Annotated in this window: 21 protein-coding genes and 1 pseudogene; 9 read left to right on the top strand and 13 right to left on the bottom strand. The window is 73.5% G+C overall.

The window, feature by feature from the left end; genetic code table 11:
- Nucleotides 1-2 precede the first annotated feature (2 nt).
- The 3 genes from ACI1MP_RS20890 to bldG all read right to left on the bottom strand — a co-directional run bounded on the left by ACI1MP_RS20890 (nt 3) and on the right by bldG (nt 1786).
- Nucleotides 3-668 (bottom strand): small secreted protein, encoded by a 666-nt coding sequence (locus ACI1MP_RS20890; RefSeq protein WP_404869231.1) that lies wholly within the window; start codon nt 666-668, stop codon nt 3-5.
- Between the two features lie 207 nt (nt 669-875).
- Nucleotides 876-1289, bottom strand: a complete 414-nt coding sequence (locus tag ACI1MP_RS20885; RefSeq protein ID WP_100588191.1) for an ATP-binding protein — start codon at nt 1287-1289, stop codon at nt 876-878.
- A gap of 155 nt (nt 1290-1444) precedes the next feature.
- A complete protein-coding gene (gene bldG, locus ACI1MP_RS20880) occupies nt 1445-1786 on the bottom strand; it encodes an anti-sigma factor antagonist BldG (RefSeq protein ID WP_043915042.1) in 342 nt (113 codons plus the stop codon).
- Nucleotides 1787-2008: 222 nt separating this feature from the next.
- On the opposite strand from bldG, the gene ACI1MP_RS20875 reads away from it, so the two are divergent.
- Nucleotides 2009-4495 carry a DEAD/DEAH box helicase gene (locus tag ACI1MP_RS20875; RefSeq protein WP_404869230.1) on the top strand — a complete coding sequence of 829 codons (2487 nt, stop codon included), beginning with the start codon at nt 2009-2011 and terminating at the stop codon, nt 4493-4495.
- 54 nt (nt 4496-4549) lie between these two features.
- Here the strand turns inward: ACI1MP_RS20875 and ACI1MP_RS20870 are convergent.
- From ACI1MP_RS20870 to ssd, 7 genes and pseudogenes are all read right to left on the bottom strand, one after another.
- Nucleotides 4550-4912 (bottom strand): annotated as a pseudogene (locus ACI1MP_RS20870) (Rv3654c family TadE-like protein); the annotation flags it as partial.
- A 22-nt stretch (nt 4913-4934) separates the two neighbouring features.
- Nucleotides 4935-5273 (bottom strand): TadE family type IV pilus minor pilin, encoded by a 339-nt coding sequence (locus ACI1MP_RS20865; protein ID WP_369880351.1) that lies wholly within the window; start codon nt 5271-5273, stop codon nt 4935-4937.
- A 37-nt stretch (nt 5274-5310) separates the two neighbouring features.
- Nucleotides 5311-5562, bottom strand: coding sequence for a DUF4244 domain-containing protein (locus tag ACI1MP_RS20860; RefSeq protein WP_100588188.1), 252 nt, complete (start codon nt 5560-5562; stop codon nt 5311-5313).
- A gap of 43 nt (nt 5563-5605) precedes the next feature.
- Nucleotides 5606-6394, bottom strand: coding sequence for a type II secretion system F family protein (locus ACI1MP_RS20855; RefSeq protein WP_404869229.1), 789 nt, complete (start codon nt 6392-6394; stop codon nt 5606-5608).
- A 175-nt stretch (nt 6395-6569) separates the two neighbouring features.
- Nucleotides 6570-7685, bottom strand: coding sequence for a type II secretion system F family protein (locus ACI1MP_RS20850; protein ID WP_404869228.1), 1116 nt, complete (start codon nt 7683-7685; stop codon nt 6570-6572).
- Nucleotides 7686-7779: 94 nt separating this feature from the next.
- Complete coding sequence (locus ACI1MP_RS20845; protein ID WP_404869227.1) at nt 7780-9315, bottom strand: TadA family conjugal transfer-associated ATPase; 1536 nt, start codon at nt 9313-9315, stop codon at nt 7780-7782.
- A 9-nt stretch (nt 9316-9324) separates the two neighbouring features.
- On the bottom strand, nt 9325-10425 hold the full coding sequence (ssd, locus tag ACI1MP_RS20840; RefSeq protein ID WP_380335687.1) for a septum site-determining protein Ssd: 1101 nt from the start codon (nt 10423-10425) through the stop codon (nt 9325-9327).
- A gap of 677 nt (nt 10426-11102) precedes the next feature.
- On the opposite strand from ssd, the gene ACI1MP_RS20835 reads away from it, so the two are divergent.
- A complete protein-coding gene (locus ACI1MP_RS20835) occupies nt 11103-11903 on the top strand; it encodes an HAD family phosphatase (protein WP_100588331.1) in 801 nt (266 codons plus the stop codon).
- A 550-nt stretch (nt 11904-12453) separates the two neighbouring features.
- On the opposite strand, the gene ACI1MP_RS20830 is transcribed toward ACI1MP_RS20835, so the two are convergent.
- Nucleotides 12454-13335: an oxidoreductase gene (locus ACI1MP_RS20830; RefSeq protein WP_404869226.1), complete on the bottom strand. Its 882-nt coding sequence runs from the start codon at nt 13333-13335 to the stop codon at nt 12454-12456.
- A gap of 276 nt (nt 13336-13611) precedes the next feature.
- Between ACI1MP_RS20830 and ACI1MP_RS20825 the strand changes: the two genes are divergently transcribed.
- Together ACI1MP_RS20825 and ACI1MP_RS20820 are read left to right on the top strand one after the other, a co-directional pair.
- Complete coding sequence (locus tag ACI1MP_RS20825; RefSeq protein ID WP_100588183.1) at nt 13612-14598, top strand: ATP-binding protein; 987 nt, start codon at nt 13612-13614, stop codon at nt 14596-14598.
- A 336-nt stretch (nt 14599-14934) separates the two neighbouring features.
- Complete coding sequence (locus ACI1MP_RS20820) at nt 14935-17301, top strand: SulP family inorganic anion transporter (protein ID WP_380335682.1); 2367 nt, start codon at nt 14935-14937, stop codon at nt 17299-17301.
- A 118-nt stretch (nt 17302-17419) separates the two neighbouring features.
- On the opposite strand, the gene ACI1MP_RS20815 is transcribed toward ACI1MP_RS20820, so the two are convergent.
- A complete protein-coding gene (locus ACI1MP_RS20815) occupies nt 17420-17941 on the bottom strand; it encodes a hypothetical protein (RefSeq protein WP_404869225.1) in 522 nt (173 codons plus the stop codon).
- Between the two features lie 310 nt (nt 17942-18251).
- Here ACI1MP_RS20815 and acs point away from each other — a divergent pair, with 310 nt between their 5' ends.
- From acs to ACI1MP_RS20790, 5 genes are all read left to right on the top strand, one after another.
- A complete protein-coding gene (acs, locus tag ACI1MP_RS20810; protein WP_380335678.1) occupies nt 18252-20207 on the top strand; it encodes an acetate--CoA ligase in 1956 nt (651 codons plus the stop codon).
- Nucleotides 20208-20436: 229 nt separating this feature from the next.
- Nucleotides 20437-21726 carry a Na+/H+ antiporter NhaA gene (nhaA, locus tag ACI1MP_RS20805; RefSeq protein WP_198520586.1) on the top strand — a complete coding sequence of 430 codons (1290 nt, stop codon included), beginning with the start codon at nt 20437-20439 and terminating at the stop codon, nt 21724-21726.
- A 124-nt stretch (nt 21727-21850) separates the two neighbouring features.
- A complete protein-coding gene (locus tag ACI1MP_RS20800; protein WP_043915054.1) occupies nt 21851-22327 on the top strand; it encodes a phage holin family protein in 477 nt (158 codons plus the stop codon).
- Nucleotides 22328-22426: 99 nt separating this feature from the next.
- Complete coding sequence (locus ACI1MP_RS20795) at nt 22427-23374, top strand: alpha/beta fold hydrolase (RefSeq protein ID WP_043916541.1); 948 nt, start codon at nt 22427-22429, stop codon at nt 23372-23374.
- A gap of 129 nt (nt 23375-23503) precedes the next feature.
- Complete coding sequence (locus ACI1MP_RS20790; RefSeq protein WP_229848338.1) at nt 23504-23698, top strand: hypothetical protein; 195 nt, start codon at nt 23504-23506, stop codon at nt 23696-23698.
- 86 nt (nt 23699-23784) lie between these two features.
- Here ACI1MP_RS20790 and ACI1MP_RS20785 read toward each other — a convergent pair whose 3' ends face one another.
- On the bottom strand, nt 23785-24486 hold the full coding sequence (locus ACI1MP_RS20785) for a metal-dependent hydrolase (protein ID WP_232734126.1): 702 nt from the start codon (nt 24484-24486) through the stop codon (nt 23785-23787).
- Between the last annotated feature and the right edge of the window lie 92 nt (nt 24487-24578).

The raw sequence follows: 24578 nt of genomic DNA, 5'->3' as shown, positions 1-24578 counted from the left end.
CGTCAGCTCCTGCTCGGGGAGGGCGATCCGGCGCCCTGGTCCGGCGCGTTGCTCTGGGTTCCGCCGGACGGGTTGGTGCCGGCCGACGGACTGGCACTTCCGGACGGAGCGGCGGCGGGCGCGCCGGCGGCGGCCGCCTTGCAGCCGGGCTGCTTCTTGATCGCGTCGCCGAGGTCGCCGCTCTGCAGGGTGGCGAGCGCGCCGGTGGACACCTGGGACAGCCGCTGCACCTGGTCGCCGACGCTGCGCAGGCCGTCCGCGAACTTGGCCTGGTCGGCGTTGGTCAGGCCGTCCAGCTTCTTCTGCGCGTCCAGGTAGCCCTGCGCGACCTGCTTCAGCTCGTTGACGGCGTCCTGCTGGACCTTCGCCCCGCTGTCGATCTTCGGCGCACCGGCCTTCTCCACCGCGTCCGCCAGCTGCTGGTTGGTGGCGGCCAGCGCGGCCAGGTCGGTGGACAGCCGCTTCTGCAGGTCGACGGGGGACTCGCCCTCCTTGACGTTCCCGGTGTCGGCGAGCGCCGTCCGGGACTGCGCGATCGGGTCCCGCGCGGCATCGCAGACGTTCTTCGCCCAGCCGTCGAGCTTCGCCGAGTCGTCGGCGGAACAGCCGACGGCGGCGAGCGCGAGCAGCGCGCCGAGCGCGGAGACGGTGACCAGTCGCTTATTCACCGGGGCCCTTTCGGTCGCTGACACCCGGTCCCGGGCATCGACCAGCGAACCTACACGGCCACCCGCATCGGGATGCTGGGAAGGCCGCGACCCCGGGCATCCGCCCAGCTCAGAGCGGCCCGCAGCCCTCGGTGGGGACGCGTGGGCGGGATGGGGCGAGCGGACGGGCTCGGGCAGGTCGGAGCGAGCGGACGCGCCGAGGCGCTCTCAGGCGTCGGCGGAGGCCGGGGCGACCGGCCAGCTCATCCGGATCACGCCGCCGTCCGCGCCGTTGCCGACCTCGACGTCCTCGACCAGGCCGGTGATGACCGCCAGGCCGAGCGCGTCCTCGTCCTCCGGGCCGCCGCCCTCGGCACCGGCGGCCTGCGCCGGGCCGGCCTCGTCGGCGACCTCGATGAGAAAGCGCTTCTCCTGCTCGGTCAGCGCGACCCGGACCGCACCGTCCACGCCGCTGCGCTGGTGCAGCGCCACCGCGCGGGAGCAGGCCTCGCCCACGGCGAGTCGCAACTCGTCGAGCACCGACTCGTCCACCCCCGCGCGTCTGGCCACCGCGGCGGCCACCAGCCGGGCGGTGCGGACGTGCTCAGGCAGTGCGCTGAATCGAAGTTCGACGGTTGCCATGTCTCCCCTCCGGGGTTGCTCCCCACCGCCGGGCACACCGGCCCGCACGGCGGAGGCGGGAACACCGACCACGCCGGCCGGGCAGGGCTCATCGCCCGGCCGACCGGCGACGGTCGATCGAGAAGATTCGGTCGGAACGGCGGACCGACGGAACGTCAGTCGGTCGCCGAGACGGCGTCGTCCACCGAGTTGTGGATCGGGAAGACCTTGGTCAGACCGGTGATCCGGAAGATCTTCAGGATGCGCTCCTGGTTGCACACCAGGCGCAGCGAACCCTCGTGCGCACGCACCCGCTTCAGGCCGCCGACCAGCACACCGAGGCCGGTGGAGTCGAGGAAGTCCACGCCCTCCATGTCCACGACCAAGTGGTAGTTGCCGTCGTTGACGAGCTCGACAAGCTGCTCGCGCAGCTTGGGGGCGGTGTACACATCGATCTCGCCGCCAACCTCGACGACCGTGCGATCGCCGACAGTACGGGTCGACAGGGACAGGTCCACGGAACCTCCAGCACCTTGCCTTGCTACGTCATTGCGATCTTCAGCCCAGGGGCTGCGACCACATGGTCACACGCCCAGGGCGCGGCAAACCGTCAGGTCGGAGCCTCGGTGTTGCGGCCCTCGGCCGTGCGGCCGTCACGGGCTTCATTCAACCACTTGCGACCATGGGCGCACGATGGTTAACAGCGATTCTCCGTCACGCCGGTGACACACTGGGTCTTCATGCCGCCCCGTCACCACCAGCCCGAGGCCCTGCTCGCAAGCCTTTCCACCGAGCGTGGCAGGTCGGATCGCCTCACCCATACGGAGCAATTGCCCGCGCGCGAGGCGCGCTACGCCCCTTGGCCGGAAGGAATCCGCCAGGAGGTGGTCGCGGCCGCCGCCGAGCTCGGCGTGCTGCTGCCCTGGGCGCACCAGGCCGAGGCCATGGACCTGGCCGCGGCCGGGCGGACCACGGTGATCGCGACCGGCACCGCCTCGGGCAAGTCGCTGGGCTATCTGGCCCCCGTGCTGAGCGAACTGCTGACCGGCACCGAGGCCCGCAACGGGCGCGGCGCCACCGCGCTGTACCTCGCCCCGACCAAGGCGCTGGCCGCCGACCAGCGCCGCCGCGCCGCCGAGCTCGTCCCCGACCGGGTCCGGGTGGCGCTCTACGACGGCGACACGCCGCCACAGGAGCGCGAGTGGGTCCGTCAGTACGCCTCGTACGTGCTGACCAACCCCGACATGCTGCACCGGGGGATACTCCCCGCCCACCCGCGCTGGTCGTCCTTCCTGAAGGCGCTGAAGTACGTGGTGATCGACGAGTGCCACACCTACCGCGGCGTGTTCGGCTCGCACGTCGCCCAGGTGCTGCGCCGGCTGCGGCGGCTGTGCGCCCGCTACGGGGCCTCGCCGACCTTCCTGCTGGCCTCCGCCACCACCGCCGAGCCGGCCGTCACCGCGCAACGGCTCACCGGGCTGCCCGCCACGGCCGTCACCGAGGACTGCTCGCCGCGCGGCCCGCTGGTGTTCGCGCTGTGGGAGCCGCCGCTGACCGAGAACGTCGGCGAGCACGGCGCGCCCGTCCGCCGCTCCGCCACCGCGGAGGCCGGCTACCTGCTCACCGACCTGGTCCACGACGGCACCCGGACCGTGGTCTTCGTCCGCTCCCGCCGGGCGGCGGAACTGGTCGCCCTGCAGGCCCAGGAGCAGCTCGGCCACCCGCTCGCCGCCCGGGTCGCCGCCTACCGCGGTGGCTACCTGGCCGAGGAGCGCCGTGCCCTGGAGCGCGACCTGCACACCGGCCGGCTGCTCGGTCTGGCCTCCACCTCCGCGCTGGAACTCGGCGTGGACGTCTCCGGCCTGGACGCCGTCCTGCTGGCCGGCTACCCCGGCACCCGGGCCTCGCTCTGGCAGCAGGCCGGCCGCGCCGGACGGGAGGGCCAGGGCGCGCTGGCGGTGCTGATCGCCCGCGACGACCCGCTGGACACCTACCTGGTCCACCACCCCGACGCGCTGTTCGCCACCCCGGTGGAGGCCACCGTCCTCGACCCCGACAACCCGCACGTGCTCGCCCCGCACCTGTGCGCGGCCGCCGCGGAACTGCCGCTCACCGACGCCGACCTGGAGCTCTTCGGCCCGTCCAGCGAGCCGCTGCTCCCGGTGCTGGAGCGCCGCGGGCTGCTGCGCCGCCGGAGCGACGGCTCCTGGTACTGGACCCGCCGGGAGCGTGCCGTGGACGGCGTCGACCTGCGCGGCAGCGGCGGCAGCCCCGTGCAGATCGTCGAGGCGGACACCGGGCGGCTGCTCGGCACCGTCGACGCCGAGGCCGCGCACACCACCGTGCACACCGGCGCCGTCCACCTGCACCAGGGGCGCACCTACCTGGTCCGCGAGTTCGACCTGGAGTCCTCCGTCGCCCTGGTCTCCCCCGCGAATCCGCCGTACACCACCTCCGCCCGGGACGTCACCTCGATCTCGATCCTGTCCACCGACACCACCGAGGAGTGGGGCGAGGCGCAGCTCAGCTTCGGCTCGGTGGAGGTGGTCAACCAGGTCGTCGGCTATCTGCGCAAGCGGATCTCCACCGGCGAGATCCTCGGCGAGAGCAAGCTCGACCTGCCGCCCCGCACCCTGCGCACCCGGGCCGTCTGGTGGTCCGTCACCGAGGACCAACTCCTCGACGCGACCATCCCGTTCGACCAGCTCCCCGGAGCGGCCCACGCCGCCGAACACGCCTCGATCGGCCTCCTTCCGCTGTTCGCCACCTGCGACCGCTGGGACATCGGCGGCGTCTCCGTCCCGCTGCACCCCGACACCGGCCTCCCCACCGTCTTCGTCTACGACGGCCACTCCGGCGGCGCGGGCTTCGCCGAACGCGGCTTCCACCGCGCCGTGGTGTGGCTGACCGCGACCCGGGACGCCATCGCCGCCTGCGAGTGCGACCGCGGTTGCCCGTCCTGCGTCCAGTCCCCCAAGTGCGGCAACGGCAACGAACCCCTCGACAAGGCCGCCGCGATCCGCCTCCTCACCACCCTCCTCGCCCACGCCCCCAACCGGCCGGACCCCGCCGACGCGCCCGACGCGGTCGGCTCCCCCGGCGCTTCCGGCACTTCCGGTGCTTCCGACGCTCCCGACGCTCCCGACGCTCCCGACGCTCCCGACGAAGGCTCGACCGGCCCGGCCGATGGTGCGGCTGATGACGCGACCGGTGACGCGGCCGGCTGATGGCGCGTCCGTTTCGGCGGCGCTGTCGCCCCAGGCCCACAGCGGGCCGGCCCGGGACCGGGCTCGGGCCGGCCCGAGTGGGACGGGCAGGCCACGAATCGGGACCTGGACGACCACCTCCACGGCGTCCTCGCCCGGCAGGACGCGACAGGAGACGAGCTCGGCGTGCTCCTGGGCCTGCATCAGCCCGGCCGCCCGGCCGCAGCCGCCGTCCGGGTCGAGCAGCAGCCGCTGAGCGGCGGCCAGCGCGGCCAGGTCCGCCGCCGACTCGGCGCGGTGGCGGGCCACCACCACCTGGCCGACCATCAGGCAGGCCGAGAACACCACCGTCCCCAGCATGCCCAGGGCGACCAGCCACACCGTCGCCGACCCGCGGTCGGGCGAGACCTCTCCGCCGGGCTGCTCGTGCTGCCTCATGGCGGTTACCTCCTCTCGGATCTCAGCTGTCTTCGATCAGCACGTCCTCCCGGGCGCTCACCGCGGTGGCGGTGAGGCGGACCGACAGAACGGCGGCAAGGCGGCCCGGGCCGGGGCACGGGGCCTCGACGGTGACGCGGGCAGTGGTGGCGTCCAGGGCGACCGTGACCTTGGCACCCGGCGGGGCGGCTGCCGCGGCGACCGCCGCGGCGTCGCCGTCCCCTCGGGCGGCGGCCCGGGCGCCGGCCCGGGCCGCGTCCACACACCGGATCTGGGCACCGGCGGCGACCACGCCCCAGATCAACATGGCCGTGAGCAGCACCAGCGCGGGCAGGGCCACCGCCGTCTCGGCGGTGACCATCCCCGAGTCCGGCGACCTGGCGCGCCCGGCCCGGCGTTCACGCCGCATGAAGGGCCCGGTCGAGGATCTCCGACAGTGCGCCGGAGACCGTGCCGCTGGTCACCACCTTGTAGAGCACCGCCGCGAAGGCGCATGCCGCCACTGTGCCGATCGCGTACTCGGCGGTGCTCATTCCGGCGTCCGGCGGCCCCTCCGCCATCGTCCGGTACCGGTGGCGCAGCCAGTCGCCGAGCCTGCGGGCGACGCGCACCGCGGATGCCGGTCGGACCGGCAGGGAGAGAGTCGTCATTGGTGAAATCCCTTCGTAGGAGTGGTAATTCGACGGGTGCGGATCAGAGCCGCTGGGAGAAGGTGCCGGTCAGGCCCATCACCACCGGCACGACGCCGATCAGCACGAACGCGGGCAGGAAGCAGAGCCCGAGCGGTGCGGTCGCCAGCACGCCCGCCCGGCGGACCCGCGCGTGCGCCGCCCGGGCGGCCGCCGCCCGTTGGGACTGGGCGAGGCCGACGAGCGCGGTGGCCGGTGGCGCGCCGCTGAGGGTGGTGCGGGCCAGGCAGCGGGCGAGCGGGGCCATCGGCGGGCAGTCGGCGGCCAGCTGCTCCCAGCAGTGCTCCGGGGAGGCACCGAGGGAGAGCTGGGCCGCGACTCCGGACAGGCGGTCCCGCATCGGCGACGGCACGCTGTCCGCGACCGCGAACGCCGCTCCGGCCGGGGAACCGCTCGACCCGAGGCAGGCCGCCAGCAGGTCGGCAGTCAGCGGCAGTTGGCGGACCAGCCAGTCCTGCTCCGCGGCCCGCCGACGTTCGCCGGGCGACCGGACCCTGGGCAGCCACCGCCACCCCGCCCAGCCCGCCAGCAACCCGACCGCCAGACCTGCCCACCCGCCGACCAGCACCGCGGCGGACACCCCGAGCAGCAAGGCCGACGGCCGGTCGCCGGCCAGCCATCGGATCGCCCGCCGCGCGGCCTCCTCAACCTGCGCACCCCGGCCGTCCCGCGCAGGGTCGGCCGTCAACGCCGGGACGCAGTGCCCGGCCCGGCGTCGGACCGCCCGCCATCGCACCACCGCCAGCGCCTCGCCGACCAGCCCCACGGCGGCCACCGGCACCAGGATCACCACGCCGCCCACCTCGCCTCCACCGAAATCTCCACGGAAACCTCCATCGGAACCGTCATCAGAGCCGCCATCAGAACCGCCGTCGACTCGAACTCGGATCATTCGTCCCGCAGTTGGCGCGGCTGCCCCGCGCCGCCCGCTGGGTCGCCCCGGACCCGGACCGGGCCGCCGCACCCGTTCACGCCCACTGGTCCGCCCGAACAGTCGGGTGTTCCCCCGTCAGGGGTGGCACGGCGGTGAGCCACCGGTCCCGACGGGTGCGGGAGATCCCGCACCCGGAGGAAGCCGCCGCCCCGGCCGGAGCGGGCCTGACCGGAGCGGGCCCGGCCTCGTCGGGCCCCTGCCGGGCCCGGGTCGGGGCGTCCTCGGCCGCCCGGACGATCCGGGCGGTCCAGACGACGCCGGCGACCTCCAGGGCGGCGCCGGCGAGCAGGCTGAGCAGACCGGCCGGGGTGTGCAGCAGGACCTGCGCCGGATGGGCGCCGAGTGCGCTGCCCAGGCCCATGCCCACGGCGGGCAGGGCGGCCAGCACGATCACGGTGGTACGTGGACCGGCGAGTTCGCCCGCGATTTCCTCGGCGAGGGCCCGTTCGGCGCGCAGCGCGTCCGCGACCTGTTCCAGCCCGAACGCCAACCCGGTGCCGCTCTCGGTACTGACCCGCCAGCAGGCCGCGGCCGCCGCCGCGCCCTCCCCGCCGGGCAGTTCGGCCACCTGTCGGAGGGCGGCGGGCAGGTCCGCCCCGTAGCGACCCGCCGCCAACCGGGCCGTCGGCTCGGGGCCGAGCCTGCGGGCCCAGTCGGGGGCGGACCGGGAGACCACCGAGTGCATGGCCTGCTCGGGCGTCGCGCCGCTGCGCAGTTCGGCCGCGAGGCCGGCGCACAGGTCGATCACCGCTGCGGCCCGTTGCCGTGCCGCCCGGCCTGCGGCGTAGCGGGCACGCCACCGGTGGACCGGAACCACCGCGCAGGCCGCCCCGATCAGCGGGAGCACCGAGGCGGTGCTCTGCCCGGCCGCCGCTCCGGCCGGGAGCAGCAGCAGTTCGGGCACCAGCCAGCGCGGCCGCCGTCGCCGCCACCCGGCCCGGACCCGGGCGAGCCGGCAGCCCGGCCCCCGATGCCCGTTCAGCAGGCGTCGCAGCCGCCCGTCACCGCGCTGTCGACGCCGGGCCACCGTCAGCCAGGCCGCGCCGAGCAGCGCCGCCCCGAGCCCGGCAACCGCGCCGAGCAGGGTTGCCGCCCAGGCGGCGCCCCGGGCCGACGCCATCGCCGCCACGACCTCGAACTCCCCCGCCATCACGACCTCCTGACCTCGGAGCGCAGCAGCCGCCACGCCACCACCCCGATCACGCAGAGCCCGACCACCCACACCAACTCGATCTGACGCAGCGTCATGACACCTCCACTCGGGGTTCACCTGCCGGTGCGTCAACCGCGCCGGCCGGGTCGGCAGAATCGGTCGACCCGATCGGGTCGGCCTCGGCGGGTGCCTCGGGGTGCGGGAGCAGCTCGACGCCGCGTTCGGCGCAGAGCTCCCGCAGCCGGGCCCACCCGGGGCCGGGTCGGCTGCGCCCGTCACGGTCGAAGTGGACGGCGGTGGTGGTGGCGGTCAGCCCGTCCGGGTCGGCGGCCAGCAGGTGCAGGCCGGTGACCCGCCGGCGGCCGTCGGCGCGATCGCGGCCGAGGTGGACGACGGCGTCGAGGCCGGCCCGGAGCTGGCTGTGCAGCGACTGCCGGTCGAGGCCGGCGAGCGAGCCGAGGGCCTCCAGCCGGGCGGGCACGTCGGTGGCGGTGTTGGCGTGGACGGTGCCGCAGCCGCCTTCGTGGCCGGTGTTGAGGGCGGCCAGCAGGTCGACCACCTCGGCCCCGCGGACTTCACCGACCACCAGCCGGTCGGGCCGCATCCGCAGTGCCTGCCGGACCAGGTCGCGCAGGGTCAGTTCGCCCAGCGACTCCTGGTTGGGCGGGCGCGACTGGAGCCGGACGACGTGCGGATGGTCCGGTCGGAGTTCGGCGGAGTCCTCGGCCAGCACGATGCGTTCGTTGACCGGGACGAGCCCGAGCAGCGCGGCGAGCAGGGTGGTCTTGCCGCTTCCGGTGCCGCCGGAGATCAGCAGCGACAGCCGGGCCCGGAGCACGGCCGCCAGCAGGTCGGCGCCGGCCGGCGGCAGGGCGCCGGCGGCCACCAGTTCGGCGAGGGTGAACGGCGTGCTGCGGCAGGTGCGCAGCGAGATGTGGGTGCAGTCGGCGGCGATCGGCGGGAGGACGGCGTGCAGTCGGGTGCCGTCCGACAGCCGGGCGTCCACCCAGGGCCGGGCGTCGTCCAGGCGGCGCCCGGCAGCGGTGGCCAGCCGGTGGGCGAGCCGGCGGACGGCGTCGGTGTTCGGGAAGCGCACCTGGGGTGCGCGTTCCAGGCCCTTGCCGCGGTCGATCCAGACCTGGTCAGGTCCGTTGACCAGGACGTCGGTGACGTCGGGCTCGGCCAGCAGCGGATCGAGCGGCCCGGCGCCGACGATCTCGGCGCGCAGGCTGCGGACGGTGTTGAGCACGTCGGCCCCGCCCAGCGGCGGCCGGGCTGCGCGCAGCGCGGCCGCGACCGAGCCCGTGGTGGGCGCGGCGCCCGCCTCGGCGAGCCGGAGCCGGACGGCGTCGACGAGTTCGGCGGCGCCGTCGGCGGGCAGGCCGCCCGGCGGTCCGTCCCGTTCGGGGGCGGCCGGCGGCTTTCGGCGGACCAGATAGCGCACGGGCGGGCCGGCTTCGGTCGGGGCGACCTCCTCGGCGGGCCCCGGCGGGGCGCCGAGCAGGGCCCGGGCGCGAGGCACCGGGATGCGCCGGTGGGTGCGGGTGACGGGCTGTCGGGCGGACGGCAGCTCACCGGTGTGGGGGTCGACGGCGTGGGTGTCGACGGCGTGCAGACGGTTGGCCATGGGTTCTCCTCAGGCCGCCACGACGGGCGGCATCGCTTCGGTCAGGAATCGCCCGCAGAACCGGGCCAGCGGCCCGCCGTCCCGCAGGCCGGGCGGGGCGCCGCGTTCGGCGTCCAGGGCGAGGCCGGGCTCGGGGGCGAGCTCCCCGGCCAGGCGCAGGTGCAGGCCGCGCGCGACATCCGCGGCGGTGAGGCCGGACGGCCCGGGGGTGCGGACGACGGCACGCAGGTCGGCGAGCCGTATCCGGACGGCTGCGGCGACCCGGTCGGCGGCGGCCAGCGCGCGCAGCTCGGCGGGGACCACGAGCAGCCCGGTGTCGGCCTGTTCGAGGGCCTGGGCGGCCGCTTCGTCGAGGTGTCTGGGCAGGTCCAGGACGACCAGCCCGCCGCGTCTGCGGGCCGCGGCCAGCACGCTGCGCATGGCTTCGGCGGGGATGGTCAGGATGTCCGAGCGGTCCCAGGACAGGGCGCTGAGCCGGTGCGGCTCGGGCAGCGCCTTGGCCAGCTCGGCACCGCTGATCCGGCCGCGCGAGGCGGCCAGGTCGGGCCAGCGCAGGCCGCCGGCCTGTTCGGCGCCGAGCAGGACGTCGAGTCCGCCGCCGAGCGGGTCTCCGTCGATCAGCATCGTGCGGTGCCCGGCCCGGGCGGCGCGGACCGCGAGCGCACAGGCCAGCGTGGAGGCCCCGGCGCCGCCGCGCCCGCCGAGCACGGCGACGGTGAGCGCGGGCGGCCCGACGCCTTCGGTGGCGTCGGCGATCCGGTCGAGCAGCCAGGGCTGTGCGTCCGGCAGGAACAGCACGTGCTCCGCGCCGAGCCGGACGGCGCGCACCCAGATCTCCCCGTCGTCGAGGTCGAGCCCGAGCAGCAGTACGCCGGGACGGCGCGGCAGGCCGGCGCACTGCTCGGCGAGGTCGTCGCCGACCAGCACCAGTGGGGCGTTCTCCCACAGCCGGGCAGGTGGTGGGGCTCCGCCGAGCAGCCGTGGTTCGGTTCCGGCGGCGGCGCACAGGCGGGTGAGCTGCTCGGCGAGGGTCTCGTCGGCGGTGAGGATCAGCGGCCCGGGCGGGGGCTCGGGGCCGGTGGCGTGCGGATCGGTGACGAATGCGGACAAGGCGGGCCTCCGCGTGGTGCGGGATCGGTCTGACGGCGCATCAACCGCGGCGGCCCGAATGGGTCGGCGCAGCGTCGCGGACACCACGGTGGAGGACGGCGCGGAATGCGTCAGCCGAGTTCGCAATGCCTGTGGATAACCCGAGCCTGTGGATAACCGAGCTCACTCGGACGGGGGCCAAAGCAGTTCGGAATTGACGCATCGGGTATACCAATATGACGTTCGATCCACTACGGAGAGTGACAAATGAGTGGGCGCGAAGAAGTCTCGACGGCGGCCGAAAAACCGCCGGAGTCCCCCCTTGAACCGCCCGTCACGCCACTCCCTGGAGGCTCAATTGCCTAGGAAAATGGCCCCGGACATGCGACGACCCCCGCCGGGGGGGAGAGCGGGGGTCGTCTATCCACGGCCCGGCTCGGGGGGGAGGAGCCGGACCGGGTTAGCACGGTCGCGCGAACGATCCGTGACTTCCATGGTGTACCCGACCGCTCAGAAACACAAACCCGCACGCCCACGGGTCCACCGAATGGCCGCCTGTTTTGCCGGTCCCTCTATCCTCGGTTCCCGTGGACACCACCGAGAACGCCGACTTCGCCGACCGCGGTGCCGACTCCGACGCACCGGACTCCGCCGAGCCCGTGACGGACACCACAGGGCCCACCCGACCCGGGTACGGCGTGCCGCGGACCGCCGCCTTCTTCGACCTCGACAAGACGATCATCGCCAAGTCCAGTGCGCTCGCCTTCAGCCGGCCGTTCTACCAGGGCGGCCTGATCAACCGTCGCTCGGTGGTGAAGAGCGCCTACGCCCAGTTCGTCTTCCTGGTCGGCGGCGCGGACCACGACCAGATGGAGAAGATGCGGGCCTACCTGTCGGCGCTCACCCGGGGCTGGAACGTCCAGCAGGTGCGGGAGATCGTCGCGGAGACCCTGCACGGCATGATCGACCCGATCATCTACGACGAGGCCGCCTCGCTGATCGAGCAGCACCACGCGGCCGGGCGGGACGTGGTGATCGTCAGCAGCTCCGGCTCCGAGGTGGTCGAGCCGATCGGCCAACTGCTGGGCGCGGACCACGTGATCGCCACTCGCCTGCACGTCGAGGACGGCCGCTACACCGGCGAGATCGAGTACTACGCGTACGCCGAGAACAAGGCGGCCGCGATCCGCGAGCTGGCCGAGCGGGAGGGCTACGACCTCGCCAACTGCTATGCGTACAGCGACTCCTCGACCGACCTGCCGATGCTGGAGACGGTCGGCCACCCGGCCGCGGTGAACCCGGACCGGGCGCTGCGGAAGGAGGCGGTGGCCCGCGAGTGGCCGGTGCTGGTGTTCAGTCGGCCGGTCGAACTGACGCGCAGGCTCCCGGAGTTCCACGCGCCCAGCCGTTCGGTACTGGCCGCGGTGGCGGTCGGCGCGGCGGCGCTGACGGCCGGGGTGCTCTGGTACAGCGCACGGCGGCGGCGCCCGACGGCCTGATCCCGCGACACCATCGGCCGCAGCATCACCGGCTGCAGCGGGCGGAACGGCCCTGCACGAGGCCGCGATTCACCAAATCGGACAAACCGCATGGGAACCCGGTAAACCACCCTTTTCCGGGTTCCCCTTTTGTCCGATCTGCGGTAGAAATGGGTTAGGCCCGCGAGACCCGGTCAGGACCCAACAGGGTCGATCCGACAACGCAGTTCAGGCCCCACGGACCCCACGCACGGACAATCGGGCACCCACATGCAGCCGACCCGCTGTCGGGCCGCCGCACCAGGCGAAGGGCAACAGGACCCCGCCTGATGGGCATTGCACGGTGCATGCACTGGTAACCCGGTCTCCGTGCCAGCGGCGACGCCCGGAAGTCTCGGACGTCGCCGCAACCGCGTTCACGGACCAACCGCAGCCACACCCCCCGGACCGACCGCAGCCATACCCGCGGACCGGCCGCAGCCATACCCGCGGACCGGCCGCAGCCGCGCCTCCGAGGCGGCCGCGACCGTGTTCCCGGACCAACCGCAACTGCGCCGGGGCGTCCGCCGGTTCAGACCATGCCGCGCTGCATCGCCTCGCACACCGCCGTGCTCTCGCGAACGCCGAGGCCGAGACCGGCGGCGCAGTGGGTGAGCCAGCGGGCCATGCCCTCGGGGGTGCCCTCCAGGTAGCCCAGCAGCGCCTGCCGGTAGGCGTCGGTGCCGAGTTCGGCGAGGCCGACCTCGGCGGGGCAGATCGCCTTCGGGTCGAGGCCCTCGGCGGTCAGCACGATCCGCTGGGCGGTGCGGGCGACCAGGCCGTTGTAGTCGCCGAAGGGGCGCAGCGCGAGCAGTTCGCCGTGCACGACGGCGGCCACCACCAGGGCGGGCGCGCCGCCGGTGGGGCGTTCGGCGCGGGCGGCCAGCAGTCCGGCGAGCTGGTCGAGGCGGGCGGCCACCTCGTCGGCGGCGGGCGGCGGCGGGATTTCGCCGACCGGTCCGTCGGGCGCGACGCCTTCGGTGGCGGCGATTTCGCGCGGGAACAGCGGCGCGGCGCTCTCCCCGGCGCGGCGCGGGCGGCCGGCGGACGGGTCGGCGTCGCCGACGGCGAGCAGGTGGAGGCGGGCCAGCACCTGGAGCGGGGAGGTGCGCCAGATGCTGAGCAGCTGGCCGGCCTCGGCCGAGAGGCGCAGGGCGGCGCCGATCGTCCGGGCCTCGGGGTCGGCGCCGAAGTCGGTGCGACGGCGGACCTCCTCCAGCGGCCAGTCGGCGCCTTCCAGGGCGGCGGAGGCGCGGGCGCCGCGCAGTGCGGACTCGGACGTCACCTCGCCCGCCCGGCGCCGCATCACGCGGTGCCCGTAGAGGCGGTCGACGTTCTTGCGCACCTCGGCGACGGCCTCGGGGACCCCGGCCAGCTGGGCCAGCGGGGCGAGCGGGTCTGTTCCTGTGGTCACCTACCCGAGAGTAATGAATCGACGGGGCGACCGGGCGGCAACCCCCGGGTCACCCTTTCGTGGCAATCCGCCTTTCCCCCATGTGCTGCACCCCAAACCACCGCTAGCATGAGCCGCAATCGGTGACGATAACGATTTCCAACAAGCGCGGCCCCCATGAGCGCGCCCGCAGGCGGCAGTGCCACCGCACCCCCGCACCCCCAGGCAGCGCGCGGCACACAGAGCCGCGGCACCGCAGAGCTACAGCACTACAGAGCCACAGAGCCGGAGACTCAGATGAAGATCGCCTTCGTCGGCAAGGGCGGCAGCGGCAAGACCACCCTGTCCGCACTGTTCATCCGCCACCTGGCCGCCGCCGGCTGTCCGGTGGTCGCCGTCGACGCTGACATCAACCAACATCTGGGCCCGGCGCTCGGCCTGACGGACGCCCAGGCCGCGGCGCTGCCCTCGCTCGGCGCTCACCTGCCGGAGATCAAGGAGTACCTGCGCGGCGCCAACCCGCTGATCCGTTCCGCCGAGGAGATGATCAAGACCACCCCGCCCGGCCCCGGCTCCCGGCTGCTGCGGATCGTCGAGGAGAACCCGGTCTACGCGGCCTGCGCCCGACCGATCGCCCTGGACGAGGGCTCGGTGCGGCTGATGGCGACCGGCGCGTTCACCGAGGAGGACCTCGGGGTGGCCTGCTACCACTCCAAGGTCGGCGCGGTGGAACTGCTGCTCAACCACCTGCTGGACGGCCCGGACGAGTACCTGGTCACCGACATGACGGCCGGCTCGGACTCGTTCGCCTCCGGCCTGTTCACCCGCTTCGACCTGACCTTCCTGGTCGCCGAGCCGACCCGCAAGGGTGTCTCGGTGTACCGCCAGTACAAGGAGTACGCCCAGGACTTCGACGTCCACCTGCGGGTGATCGGCAACAAGGTGCAGAGCGCGGACGACCTCGACTTCCTGCGCCGCGAGGTCGGCGACGACCTGTACGCCGCGTTCGGGCACTCCGACTGGGTGCGGCGGCTGGAGCGCGGGGACGAGCCGCCGCTGCGCGAGCTGGAGCCGGCCAACCGCGAGGTGCTGGGTCGGCTGCGGACGGCCGCGGACGCCGCGCACCAGCTGCGCGACCCGGGTCGCTACAGCGCCCAGGCGGTCCGGTTCCACCTGCGCAACGCGGAGAGCTGGGGCAACGCCAAGATCGGCGCGGACCTGGCCACCCAGGTGGCCCCGGACTACGTGCTGGGCATCGAACAGGCCCGGACCGCCGGGGTCTGAGCCCGCCCGCCCGAGGGGCCGGTCCGTCCTGCTGGACGGGCCGGCCCTTGGCGTTTCCGGCGAATTCCCGTCTGGTTCGGGTACCACACGATGTGGTGAAAAGCCCTTTTTGCGCTTCCACCTCGCGCGCACGCTGTGCAAAGGTCTCATTACTCTCGGTTTACCAAGTCTTGAACCCGGGTCGCCACTGGCCGTCGCCGCGCCTCCCGGGCCCGAGCGGCCACCCGTCGTCCGGCCGCTCCCCACGCCCGCTGCGACCCACGACAGCCGATCCGACCGAGACCCCACCGCCGGACGTGACTGCGTCCGCTCCCCCGGAAGAAGACGGGAAGAGACATGCCCCTCGACATCTCCAGTGCCCCCATCGCCTCCGACACCACCGACCACGCCCCGCCGGTCGGCCACGCCCCGCCCGCCGGTCTGGCTTCGCTGGCCGGGCGGCGGGTGCGCGCGCTGCTGGCGCACGACCTGCCGGCCTCGCTCGCGGTGTTCCTGATCGCCGTGCCGTTCTCGCTCGGCATCGCGCTGGCCACCGGCGCGCCGCTGACGTCCGGTCTGGTCGCCGCCGCCGTGGGCGGGCTGGTGGCCGGCCTGCTCGGCGGCACCCATTTGCAGGTCAGCGGGCCGTCCGCCGCGCTCACCGTGGTCACCGCCGGGGTGATCGCCCAGTTCGGCTGGCAGATCGCCTGCCTGGTGACGATCGCCGCCGGTCTGCTGCAACTGCTGCTCGGCTCCCTGCGGGTGGCCCGCGCCGCGCTCGCGGTCTCCCCCGCCGTGGTGCACGGCCTGCTGGCCGGGGTGGGCCTCACCATCGCGATCGCCCAACTGCACGTCATCCTCGGCGGCTCGCCGCACAGTTCGGCCCTGGCCGACCTGCGCTCGCTGCCCGCCGAGCTGGCCGGCCCGCACCCACCCGCGCTGATGGTCGGCCTGCTGGCGCTCGCCGTGCTGTACGGCTGGCCGAGGCTCGCTCGGCTGCCGGGCCCGGCCGGCCGGTTCGGCGCCCGGCTGGCCCGGCTGCCCGCCGCACTGGTCGCGGTCGCCGCCGCCACTGCGCTCTCGCTGATCGCCGAACTGAGCCTGGCCCGGGTCGAGCTCCCGGTCTGGGAGCACCACCAGTTCTTCGCGCCACCCTCGCCGGGCGTGCTGGCCGACCACTGGGCGGCGCTGCTCGGCCTGGTGCTCACGGTCGCCGCGGTGGCCGGCGTCGAGTCCCTGCTGTCCTCCGTCGCCGTCGACCGGATGACCCGCCGCGCCGGCGACCTGGATCGCGAGCTGCGCGCCCAGGGCGTGTCCAACCTGCTCTCCGGGCTCCTCGGCGGGCTTCCGGTGGCCGGCGGTGCGGTGCGCTCCACGGCCAACGTGCAGGCGGGGGCGGCCACCCGGGCGTCCGCGGTGCTGCACGGCTGCTGGGTGCTGGTCGCGGCGCTGGCGCTGACCGCGGGGCTGCGCCGGATCCCACTGGCGGCGCTGGCCGCGCTGGTGCTGGTGGTCGGCGTGCAGATGGTGAGCTTCGCGCACATCCGCCGGGTGCACCGGCACCGCGAGTTCCCGGTCTACCTGGCCACCGTGCTCGGCGTGGTGCTGCTCGGCGTCCCGCTCGGGGTGGTCCTCGGCGGCTCGGTCGCCGTGCTGCTCGCCCTCTACCGGCTGACGCGGGCCCACGTCGAGGTGACCACCGAGCCGGACGGCTCCTGCACCGTCCGCACCCACGGTCCGCTGACGTTCGTGGCCGTCCCCAAGCTGAGCCGGGCCTTCGCCCGGATCCCGGCCGGCGCCCGGGTGACGGTCCGGCACGACGGCTCGTTCCTCGACCACGCCGCGTTCGAGGCGCTGCACGCCTGGCGTGCCGACCATCAGGCCACGGGCGCCCAGGTCGCGATGCTGACGGACCCCCAGGCGCAGGAGGTGCTCGATCCCGACGGCACCGTCCTGGTCGACGACGCCCCCGGGGCACACCGCTGCAGCGGCTGGACGCCCTGGGTGGGCCACCACTGCATCGAGCGGGACGAGGACGATCCGCACGTCCGGCTGCTGCACGGGGTGCGCGGCTTCCAGCAGCACACCGCCCCGCTGGTCCGCCACGAGCTGGCCCGGCTGGCGCGCGACGGCCAGACCCCCTCGCAGCTCTTCCTCACCTGCGCGGATTCCCGGATGGTCACCAGCATGATCACCAGTTCCGGCCCGGGCGATCTCTTCACCGTCCGCAACGTCGGCAACCTGGTGCCCGCCCCGCACGAGCCGGGCGCGGCGGACGACTCGGTGGCCGCGGCCGTCCAGTACGCGGTGGAGGTGCTGGAGGTCGCCTCGATCACGGTCTGCGGGCACTCCGGCTGCGGCGCGATGAAGGCCCTGCTGGACGGCGTGACGGAGCAGCCCGGGCCGCCCACGGCACTGGCCAGGTGGCTGCGCAACGGCCGCGGCTCGCTGGCCCGACTGCGCCGGGCCCCGGCGGAGTTCGAGGGCCGCGCAGCAGTGGATGTGGTCGAGCAGCTGTGCATCACCAATGTGGTGCAGCAGCTCGACCAGCTGATGGCCAATCCGGCCGTCGAGCGCCGGGTGTCGGACGGGTCGCTGCGCCTGGTCGGGATGTACTTCGACTTCGCCTCCGCGCAGGCCTATGTGATGGACGGTCAGTCCGGCCGCTTCGCACCGGTGCACGCGGAGGCCGAGCGGGAGCCGGAACCCGAACTGGCCGCGTAGCGGGCCGTTCGGCGATCGATCGCCGGTCGCGGGTCACCGTTCGCGGGACCGCCGACTGCCGGTCGTGAAGAAGGAGACAGGGGCGCGTGGAGGGTTCTCCAGCGCCCCTGGTTGTGCGTCAGCCGCCGGTGCGGCGGCGGAGCAGGTTGGCGAGGTCCGCCGGGGTGACGTAGCCGGGCCAGCGGTGGTCGTCGAACAGGTGGACACCGGCGTCCTGGTAGCACTGATCGACGAGTTGCGAGCAGATCATGTGCTTGGTGGAGGCGACGTACTTGCGCAGCAGCGGGCCCGCGGGGAGGCGCAGGCGGGCGGCGCCGAGGGCGAGGTAGTCGGCGAAGGAGTAGGGGGTGCCGAGGTAGGAATGGGCGGCGGTGGTGATGGCGGTGCGCTGGTCGTCGGTGAGCGGGATGTGGCCGGTGGACCAGAGCACGGGGTGTCCGTCGTAGTTGCCGAGCGGGTCGAGTGCCGCGCCGCCGGGCTGGGCCTCGACCACGAGGCCGTCGCCGACGAAGACGAAGGCGTGTTCGTAGTCGGAGAATCCGTCGCCGTTGAGGAATTGGCCGATCCGGATCAGGCGGCCGGTGCGGCCGTCCATGCGGACGACCGCGAAGTCGCCGGGCCGGGGTGAGGTGTCGGTCATGCAGAACCCCCGTCACTGTCGCGTACGGTGATGGGTTGCGTACCGTCAGTGGAGTACCGGGGCCGGGGGTCGTCAAGGTGCTGTGCGGGATTGATCGGAGCCGGGGGCGGGAAGGCGTCGGGGTGGACCGGCCGAGCGGCATCGGGGGCATCCACCAGGGGCGCAGCCTGCTGCCGGTCAAAGGTCTACACCAATTTTCCGGAGCCTCTTGTCAACACGGCTCTTGGCCTGGTGAGCTGTGCGCTGGGACACACGGGACCATCCCTCCGCACGGGGTTCCCGGTATTTGAGACTCGATGAGGAGTGCGCGTTGAGCAACGAGAGCCTGGCCAACCTGCTCAAGGAGGAGCGGCGCTTCGCCCCGCCCGCGGAGCTCGCCGCCTCCGCCAACGTCACCGCCGACGCCTACGCCCAGGCTTCCGAGGACCGGCTGGCCTTCTGGGCCGAGCAGGCCCGCCGACTGAGCTGGGCGGTCGAGCCCACCGAGACCCTGGACTGGTCGAACCCGCCGTTCGCCAAGTGGTTCGCGGACGGCAAGCTCAACGTGGCGTACAACTGCGTCGACCGGCACGTCGAGGCGGGCAACGGCGACCGGGTCGCGATCCACTTCGAGGGTGAGCCGGGCGACAGCCGGGCGATCACCTACGCGCAGCTGAAGGACGAGGTCTCCAAGGCGGCCAACGCGCTGCAGGAGCTGGGCGTGGCCAAGGGCGACCGGGTCGCCGTCTACCTGCCGATGATCCCCGAGGCGGTGGTCTCGATGCTCGCCTGCGCCCGCATCGGCGCCGCCCACTCGGTGGTCTTCGGCGGCTTCTCGGCCGACGCGGTGGCCTCCCGCATCCAGGACGCCGACGCCAAGGTGGTGATCACCGCCGACGGCGGCTACCGCCGCGGCAAGCCGTCCGCGCTGAAGCCGGCCATCGACGAGGCGCTGACCAAGGTCGACGGCGTGGAGAAGGTCCTGGTCGTCCGCCGCACCGGCGAGGAGGTGGCCTGGACCGAGGGCCGCGACGTCTGGTGGCACGAGTTGGTCGACGCCCAGTCCGCCGAGCACACCCCCGAGGCGCACGACGCCGAGCAGCCGCTGTTCATCCTGTACACCTCGGGCACCACCGGTAAGCCCAAGGGCATCCTGCACACCTCGGGCGGCTACCTGACCCAGGCGAGCTACACCCACCACGCGGTGTTCGACCTGAAGCCGGAGACCGACGTCTACTGGTGCACCGCCGACATCGGCTGGGTCACCGGCCACTCGTACATCGTCTACGGCCCGCTCTCCAACGGCGCCACCCAGGTGATCTACGAAGGCACCCCGGACACCCCGCACCAGGGCCGGTTCTGGGAGATCGTGCAGAAGTACGGCGTCACCATCCTCTACACGGCGCCCACCGCGATCCGCACCTTCATGAAGTGGGGCGACGACATCCCGGCCCGCTACGACCTGTCGAGCCTGCGGGTGCTGGGCTCGGTCGGCGAGCCGATCAACCCGGAGGCGTGGGTCTGGTACCGGGAGCACATCGGCGCGGGCAAGACCCCGATCGTCGACACCTGGTGGCAGACCGAGACCGGCGCGATGATGATCAGCCCGCTGCCGGGCGTCACCGAGACCAAGCCGGGCTCGGCCCAGCGCGCACTGCCGGGCATCGCCGCCACCGTGGTGGACGACGAGGCCCGCGAGGTGCCCAACGGCTCCGGCGGCTACCTGGTGCTGACCGAGCCGTGGCCGTCCATGCTGCGCACCATCTGGGGCGACGACCAGCGCTACATCGACACCTACTGGTCGCGGTTCGAGGGCCGCTACTTCGCCGGTGACGGTGCGAAGAAGGACGAGGACGGCGACATCTGGCTGCTCGGCCGGGTGGACGACGTGATGCTGGTGTCCGGCCACAACATCTCGACCACCGAGGTCGAGTCGGCGCTGGTCGGCCACCCGGCGGTCGCCGAGTCCGCGGTGGTCGGCGCGACCGACGCCACCACCGGCCAGGCGATCGTGGCGTTCGTGATCCTGCGCGGCTCGGCCACCGACAGCGCCGACCTGGTCGCGGAGCTCCGCAACCACGTGGGCCGGACGCTCGGCCCGATCGCCAAGCCGAAGCAGATCAACGTGGTCTCCGAGCTGCCGAAGACCCGCTCCGGCAAGATCATGCGCCGCCTGCTGCGTGACATCGCCGAGGGCCGCGAGGTGGGCGACACCACCACGCTGGCCGATTCCTCGGTGATGAACCTCATCCAGTCCCAGCAGACGGCCAACGGCTCCGAGGGCTGATCCTCCGTCAGGCAACGGGCCGGGCCCGCTCCGTGAGACATCGGGGCGGGCCCGGCCCGTTGCCGTTCCCGGCGGCCCGAACGCTCATAAAGTAGGACAGAACGACATACCTCTTGCCGCGCCCCGTAGGATGTCAAGGAATCATCAAGGTCCTGAGGCGCGCCGGGAAGTCTGGTCGGCACTGCACCACCCGTGTGTCCGCATGCCGCCCGCCTCAGGAGGTCCCCCCGTGGCAAGCCCGTCCAACGAGCGCCGTCAGTTCCTCGGCCTGCTCCCGCTGCCCGAACGCCGCTTCATCGCCGACGCGCTGCGCACCGAGACGGTCGGCGGGATCCTGCTGCTGGTCGCCGCCGTCGCCGCGCTGATCTGGGCCAACGTCTGGCCGCACGCCTACGAGACGGTCCGCGAGGTGACCTTCGGCCCGTCCGCGCCGCTGCACCTGGACCTGCCGCTGGAGGCCTGGGCGCAGGACGGGCTGCTGACGATCTTCTTCTTCGTCGCGGGCATCGAGCTGAAGCGCGAGTTCGTGGCCGGGGAGCTGCGCACCCCGAGCGCGGCGCTGCTGCCGGTGGTGGCGGCGGTCTGCGGGGTGGCGCTGCCGGCGCTGCTGTACACGGTGGTGAACGTGGTCGGCGACGGGCACCCGGCGGGCTGGGCGATCCCGACCGCCACCGACATCGCGTTCGCGCTGGGCGTGCTGGCCGTGGTGGGCAGTCACCTGCCGTCCGCGCTGCGAGCGTTCCTGCTGACCCTGGCGGTGGTGGACGACCTGATCGCGATCCTGATCATCGCGGTCTTCTACTCGACCGGGATCACCTTCTGGGCGCTGGGCGCGGCGCTGGCGGGGCTGGTGCTGTTCTGGTTCCTGCACCGGCGCGGGGTGCGCGGCTGGTGGCTGTACGTGCCGCTGGGCGTGCTGATCTGGGCGCTGATGCACGAGAGCGGCATCCACGCGACGGTGGCGGGTGTGGCGATGGGCCTGATCCTGCGCTGCCACCGCGAGGAGGGCGAGGAGCACTCCCCCGGCGAGCGCGTCGAGCACCTGGTGCGTCCGCTGTCGGCGGGGTTCGCGGTGCCGATGTTCGCGCTGTTCGCGGCGGGGGTGCCGGTGTCCGCGAAGGCGCTCGGCGAGGTGTTCACCGAGGCCGCGCCGCTGGGCATCGTGATCGGCCTGCTGGTCGGCAAGTCGGTGGGCATCTTCGGCGGCACCTGGCTGGCCGCCCGCTACACCCGGGCCACCCTGAACCCGCAGCTGACCTGGTCCGACATGTTCGCGCTGTCCACCGTGGCGGGCATCGGCTTCACGGTGTCGCTGCTGATCAGCGACCTGGCGTTCGTCGACGACCCGCACCTGGCCGAGCTGTGCAAGGAGGCCGTCCTGGTGGGCTCGCTGACCTGCGCGGTGGTCGGCACCCTGCTGCTCAAGCGCCGCAACCGGTACTACCGGCAGCTGTGCGAGGACGAGGACCGCGACTCGGACGGCGACGGCATCCCCGATGTGTACCAACAACAGCGGTGACACGCCGTCCGCCGGGGACCCGGAGTGGTGCCCGACTCGCCAGTAGGGGCATGATGCTGAGCTGACACCCGTGCGTGACGCACCCTCAGTACGCCTCATCCAGCCCGCGAAGTGGAGACCGCCGATGGCCGCAGGAGCCACCAACCCGAACGGCAACGGCCGCATCCCGCACGAGGGCGAGCGCACCGTCGGCGAACTGTTCGCCGCCGCCTCCGCCGAGCTCTCCAGCCTGGTGCACGACGAGATCGCGCTGGCCAAGGCCGAGATCAAGGCGGACGTGACGCGCGGCGGCATCGGCACCGCGGCGGGAGTGGTGGCCGGCGTGGTGGCGCTGGCGTCGATCCCGATGTTCTCGTTCGCCTTCGCCTGGGGCCTGCAGGCACTGGGCATCACGACCGGCTGGTCGTTCGCCATCGTCGGCGGCGCGTACGTGCTGATCGCGGCGTTCCTGGCGTTCATGATGATCCGGTACTTCAAGAAGGTCCGGAAGCCGGAGCGCACCATCGCCGGTGCGCAGGCCACCGCGCAGGTGCTGAAGAACGCCCGGCCGCGGCCGGCCACCAAGGAGGAGATCGACCGGGCGCTGGGCCGGATCCAGTAGCCGGCGGCCGGTAACGGTTTGCGCCCGGCCGTGAGTGCCGGGCAGGTACGGAGGACGCGGATATGACAGGCTGCGGGTATGTCGTTGGACCAGAAGCCCGTGGATGAGCCCGCCCCCGTTCCCGTCCGGCCGGGCGCCGGGGAGCCGTGGAGCGTCCGCTCGGCCGGGCCGTGGACGCACCGCGATCTGGCCGCGAACGGCGCGCGCTTCCACATCGCCGAGCTCGGCGAGGGCCCGCTGGTGCTGCTGGTGCACGGCTGGCCCGAGTACTGGTGGGCGTGGCGGCACCAGCTGACGGCGCTCGCCGAGGCGGGCTTCCGGGCGGTGGCGCTGGACCTGCGCGGGATGGGCGGTTCGGACCGCACGCCGCGCGGCTACGACCCCGGCAACCTGGCGCTGGACGTCACCGGGGTGATCCGTTCGCTGGGCGAGCGGCAGGCGCACCTGGTGGGCCACGGCACCGGCGGCACGCTGGCCTGGGTGGCGGCGGTGATGCGCCCCTCGGTGATCCGCAGCCTGACCGTGGTGTCGGCCGCGCACCCGCGGCACCTGCGGCGGGCGCTGCTCACCGACCGGAAGCAGATCGCGGCGTTCGACCACGTGCTGGGCTTCCAGCGGCCGTGGATCCCGGAGCGCCGGCTGGTCGCGGACGACGGGGCGCTGGTCGGCGACTACCTGCGGGCCTGGACCGGGCCGAACATGCTGCCCGAGGAGGCCGTGACGTCCTACCGCAGGGCGATCCAGGTGCCGAGCACCGCGCACTGCTCGATCGAGCCGTACCGCTGGCTGATGCGCTCGATGGCCCGGCCGGACGGCATCCAGTTCGCGCGCCGGATGAAGAAGCAGATCACCGCGCCGGTGCTGCACGTGCAGGGCGCCTCCGACCCGGTGCTGCTGTCGCGCACCGCGCTGGGGGCGGGCGAGTTCGTCTCCGCGCCGTACCGGTGGCGACTGCTCCCGGGGGTGGGGCACTTCCCGCACGAGGAGGTGCCGGAGGAGTTCACGGCGGAGCTGATCGGGTGGGTCCGGCAGCACAAGGACGGCTGACCACTCGGCGTCAATCCCGGTGCGCCGCGCGGGACTTGACGATATTCATATGACAAGCGCATAAGCCAGTTGCATGGCGCGGGGCGGTTACTCCGGGCGGCCCAGGGGAATCCCTCCGGTATGACCTGGATGCCCGATCGAGAAGCCCAGCCGCGCCGACGCCGCCGTGGCAGCAGCAGCTCGCAGCAGCACGTCCCGCAGCCGGAGTGGCCCTACCGGCCCACCGAGCGGACGCCACGCGGCACGGGGTACCGGCTCGGCATTCCGAAGATCATCGGACGGCGCGCCCGCTGGGTCGGCGCGAGGCTCCGCCGGGAGGGGTAGCCCCGCTCCCGACCCGCGAACGGCCGGGGGCCGCGAGGAGACCGCTCTCCCCGCGGCCCCCGGCCGCGCTCGCCCCCGACGCCGGTTCAGCCCAGGACGCTCGGCGAGATCGCGGTGGACCACAGCAGCAGACCGAAGGTCGCCACCGACATCACCGGGACCAGGATCTTGGTCTCCATGTCATTGCCGGTGCGCTTGATCAGGACCACCTCGTAGCGCTCCTTGTGCGGCCACAGCAGCGGTGAGCCCTGCTTGGTCAGGCAGTCGCCGAGCAGGTGCGCCAGGGTGCCCAGGGCCACCGCGTACGGCAGCCAACCCGGGGCGTTGGGCAGCCAGGTGAGCATGCCGAAGGTGCCGAGCGCGGCCAGGCCGACCACGATGATCCAGGACGCGTGCCCGTGGCCCGGCGGGTGCAGGCGCAGCGCCTTGATCGCCATGGCGAGCAGGAAGAAGGTCAGGCCGATGGTGAACCAGCGGCCCAGGAAGGTGATGCCGGCCCAGCTGCCGCCGCCCATCAGGGCCACGAACAGCAGCGAGTGGGTGGCGTGCCGGTGGCCGCCGGAGGCCCAGGCGACGAAGCGGCACAGCAGCTTGGAGACCGGGCCGAGGAAGTTGGCGATCGTCCCGTCGTGGTGGTCGAGGTCCGGCAGCAGCGCCGCGCCGGCGCACAGCACGGTGCCCATCAGCACCTCGGCCGGCGACAGATGGATCCCCATCAGCGGTGGAACGAACGGCGCGGTGGCCGCGAAGAGCAGTGCGCCGCTGACCGCGTGCGAGTGACCCATCATGACGTCTGTCGAACCTCCCGTCGGGCTCCGCCGGGGGCGACCCGGCTGGGCCGTTCGGGTGAGCTCGGCCGACGCTACCAGGCAGCGCCGAC

Source organism: Kitasatospora griseola, from assembly GCF_044999035.1.
GTDB lineage: Bacteria > Actinomycetota > Actinomycetes > Streptomycetales > Streptomycetaceae > Kitasatospora > Kitasatospora griseola.
Note: the sequence above shows the minus strand (reverse complement) of the source record. Positions and strands in the feature narration are given on the sequence as shown.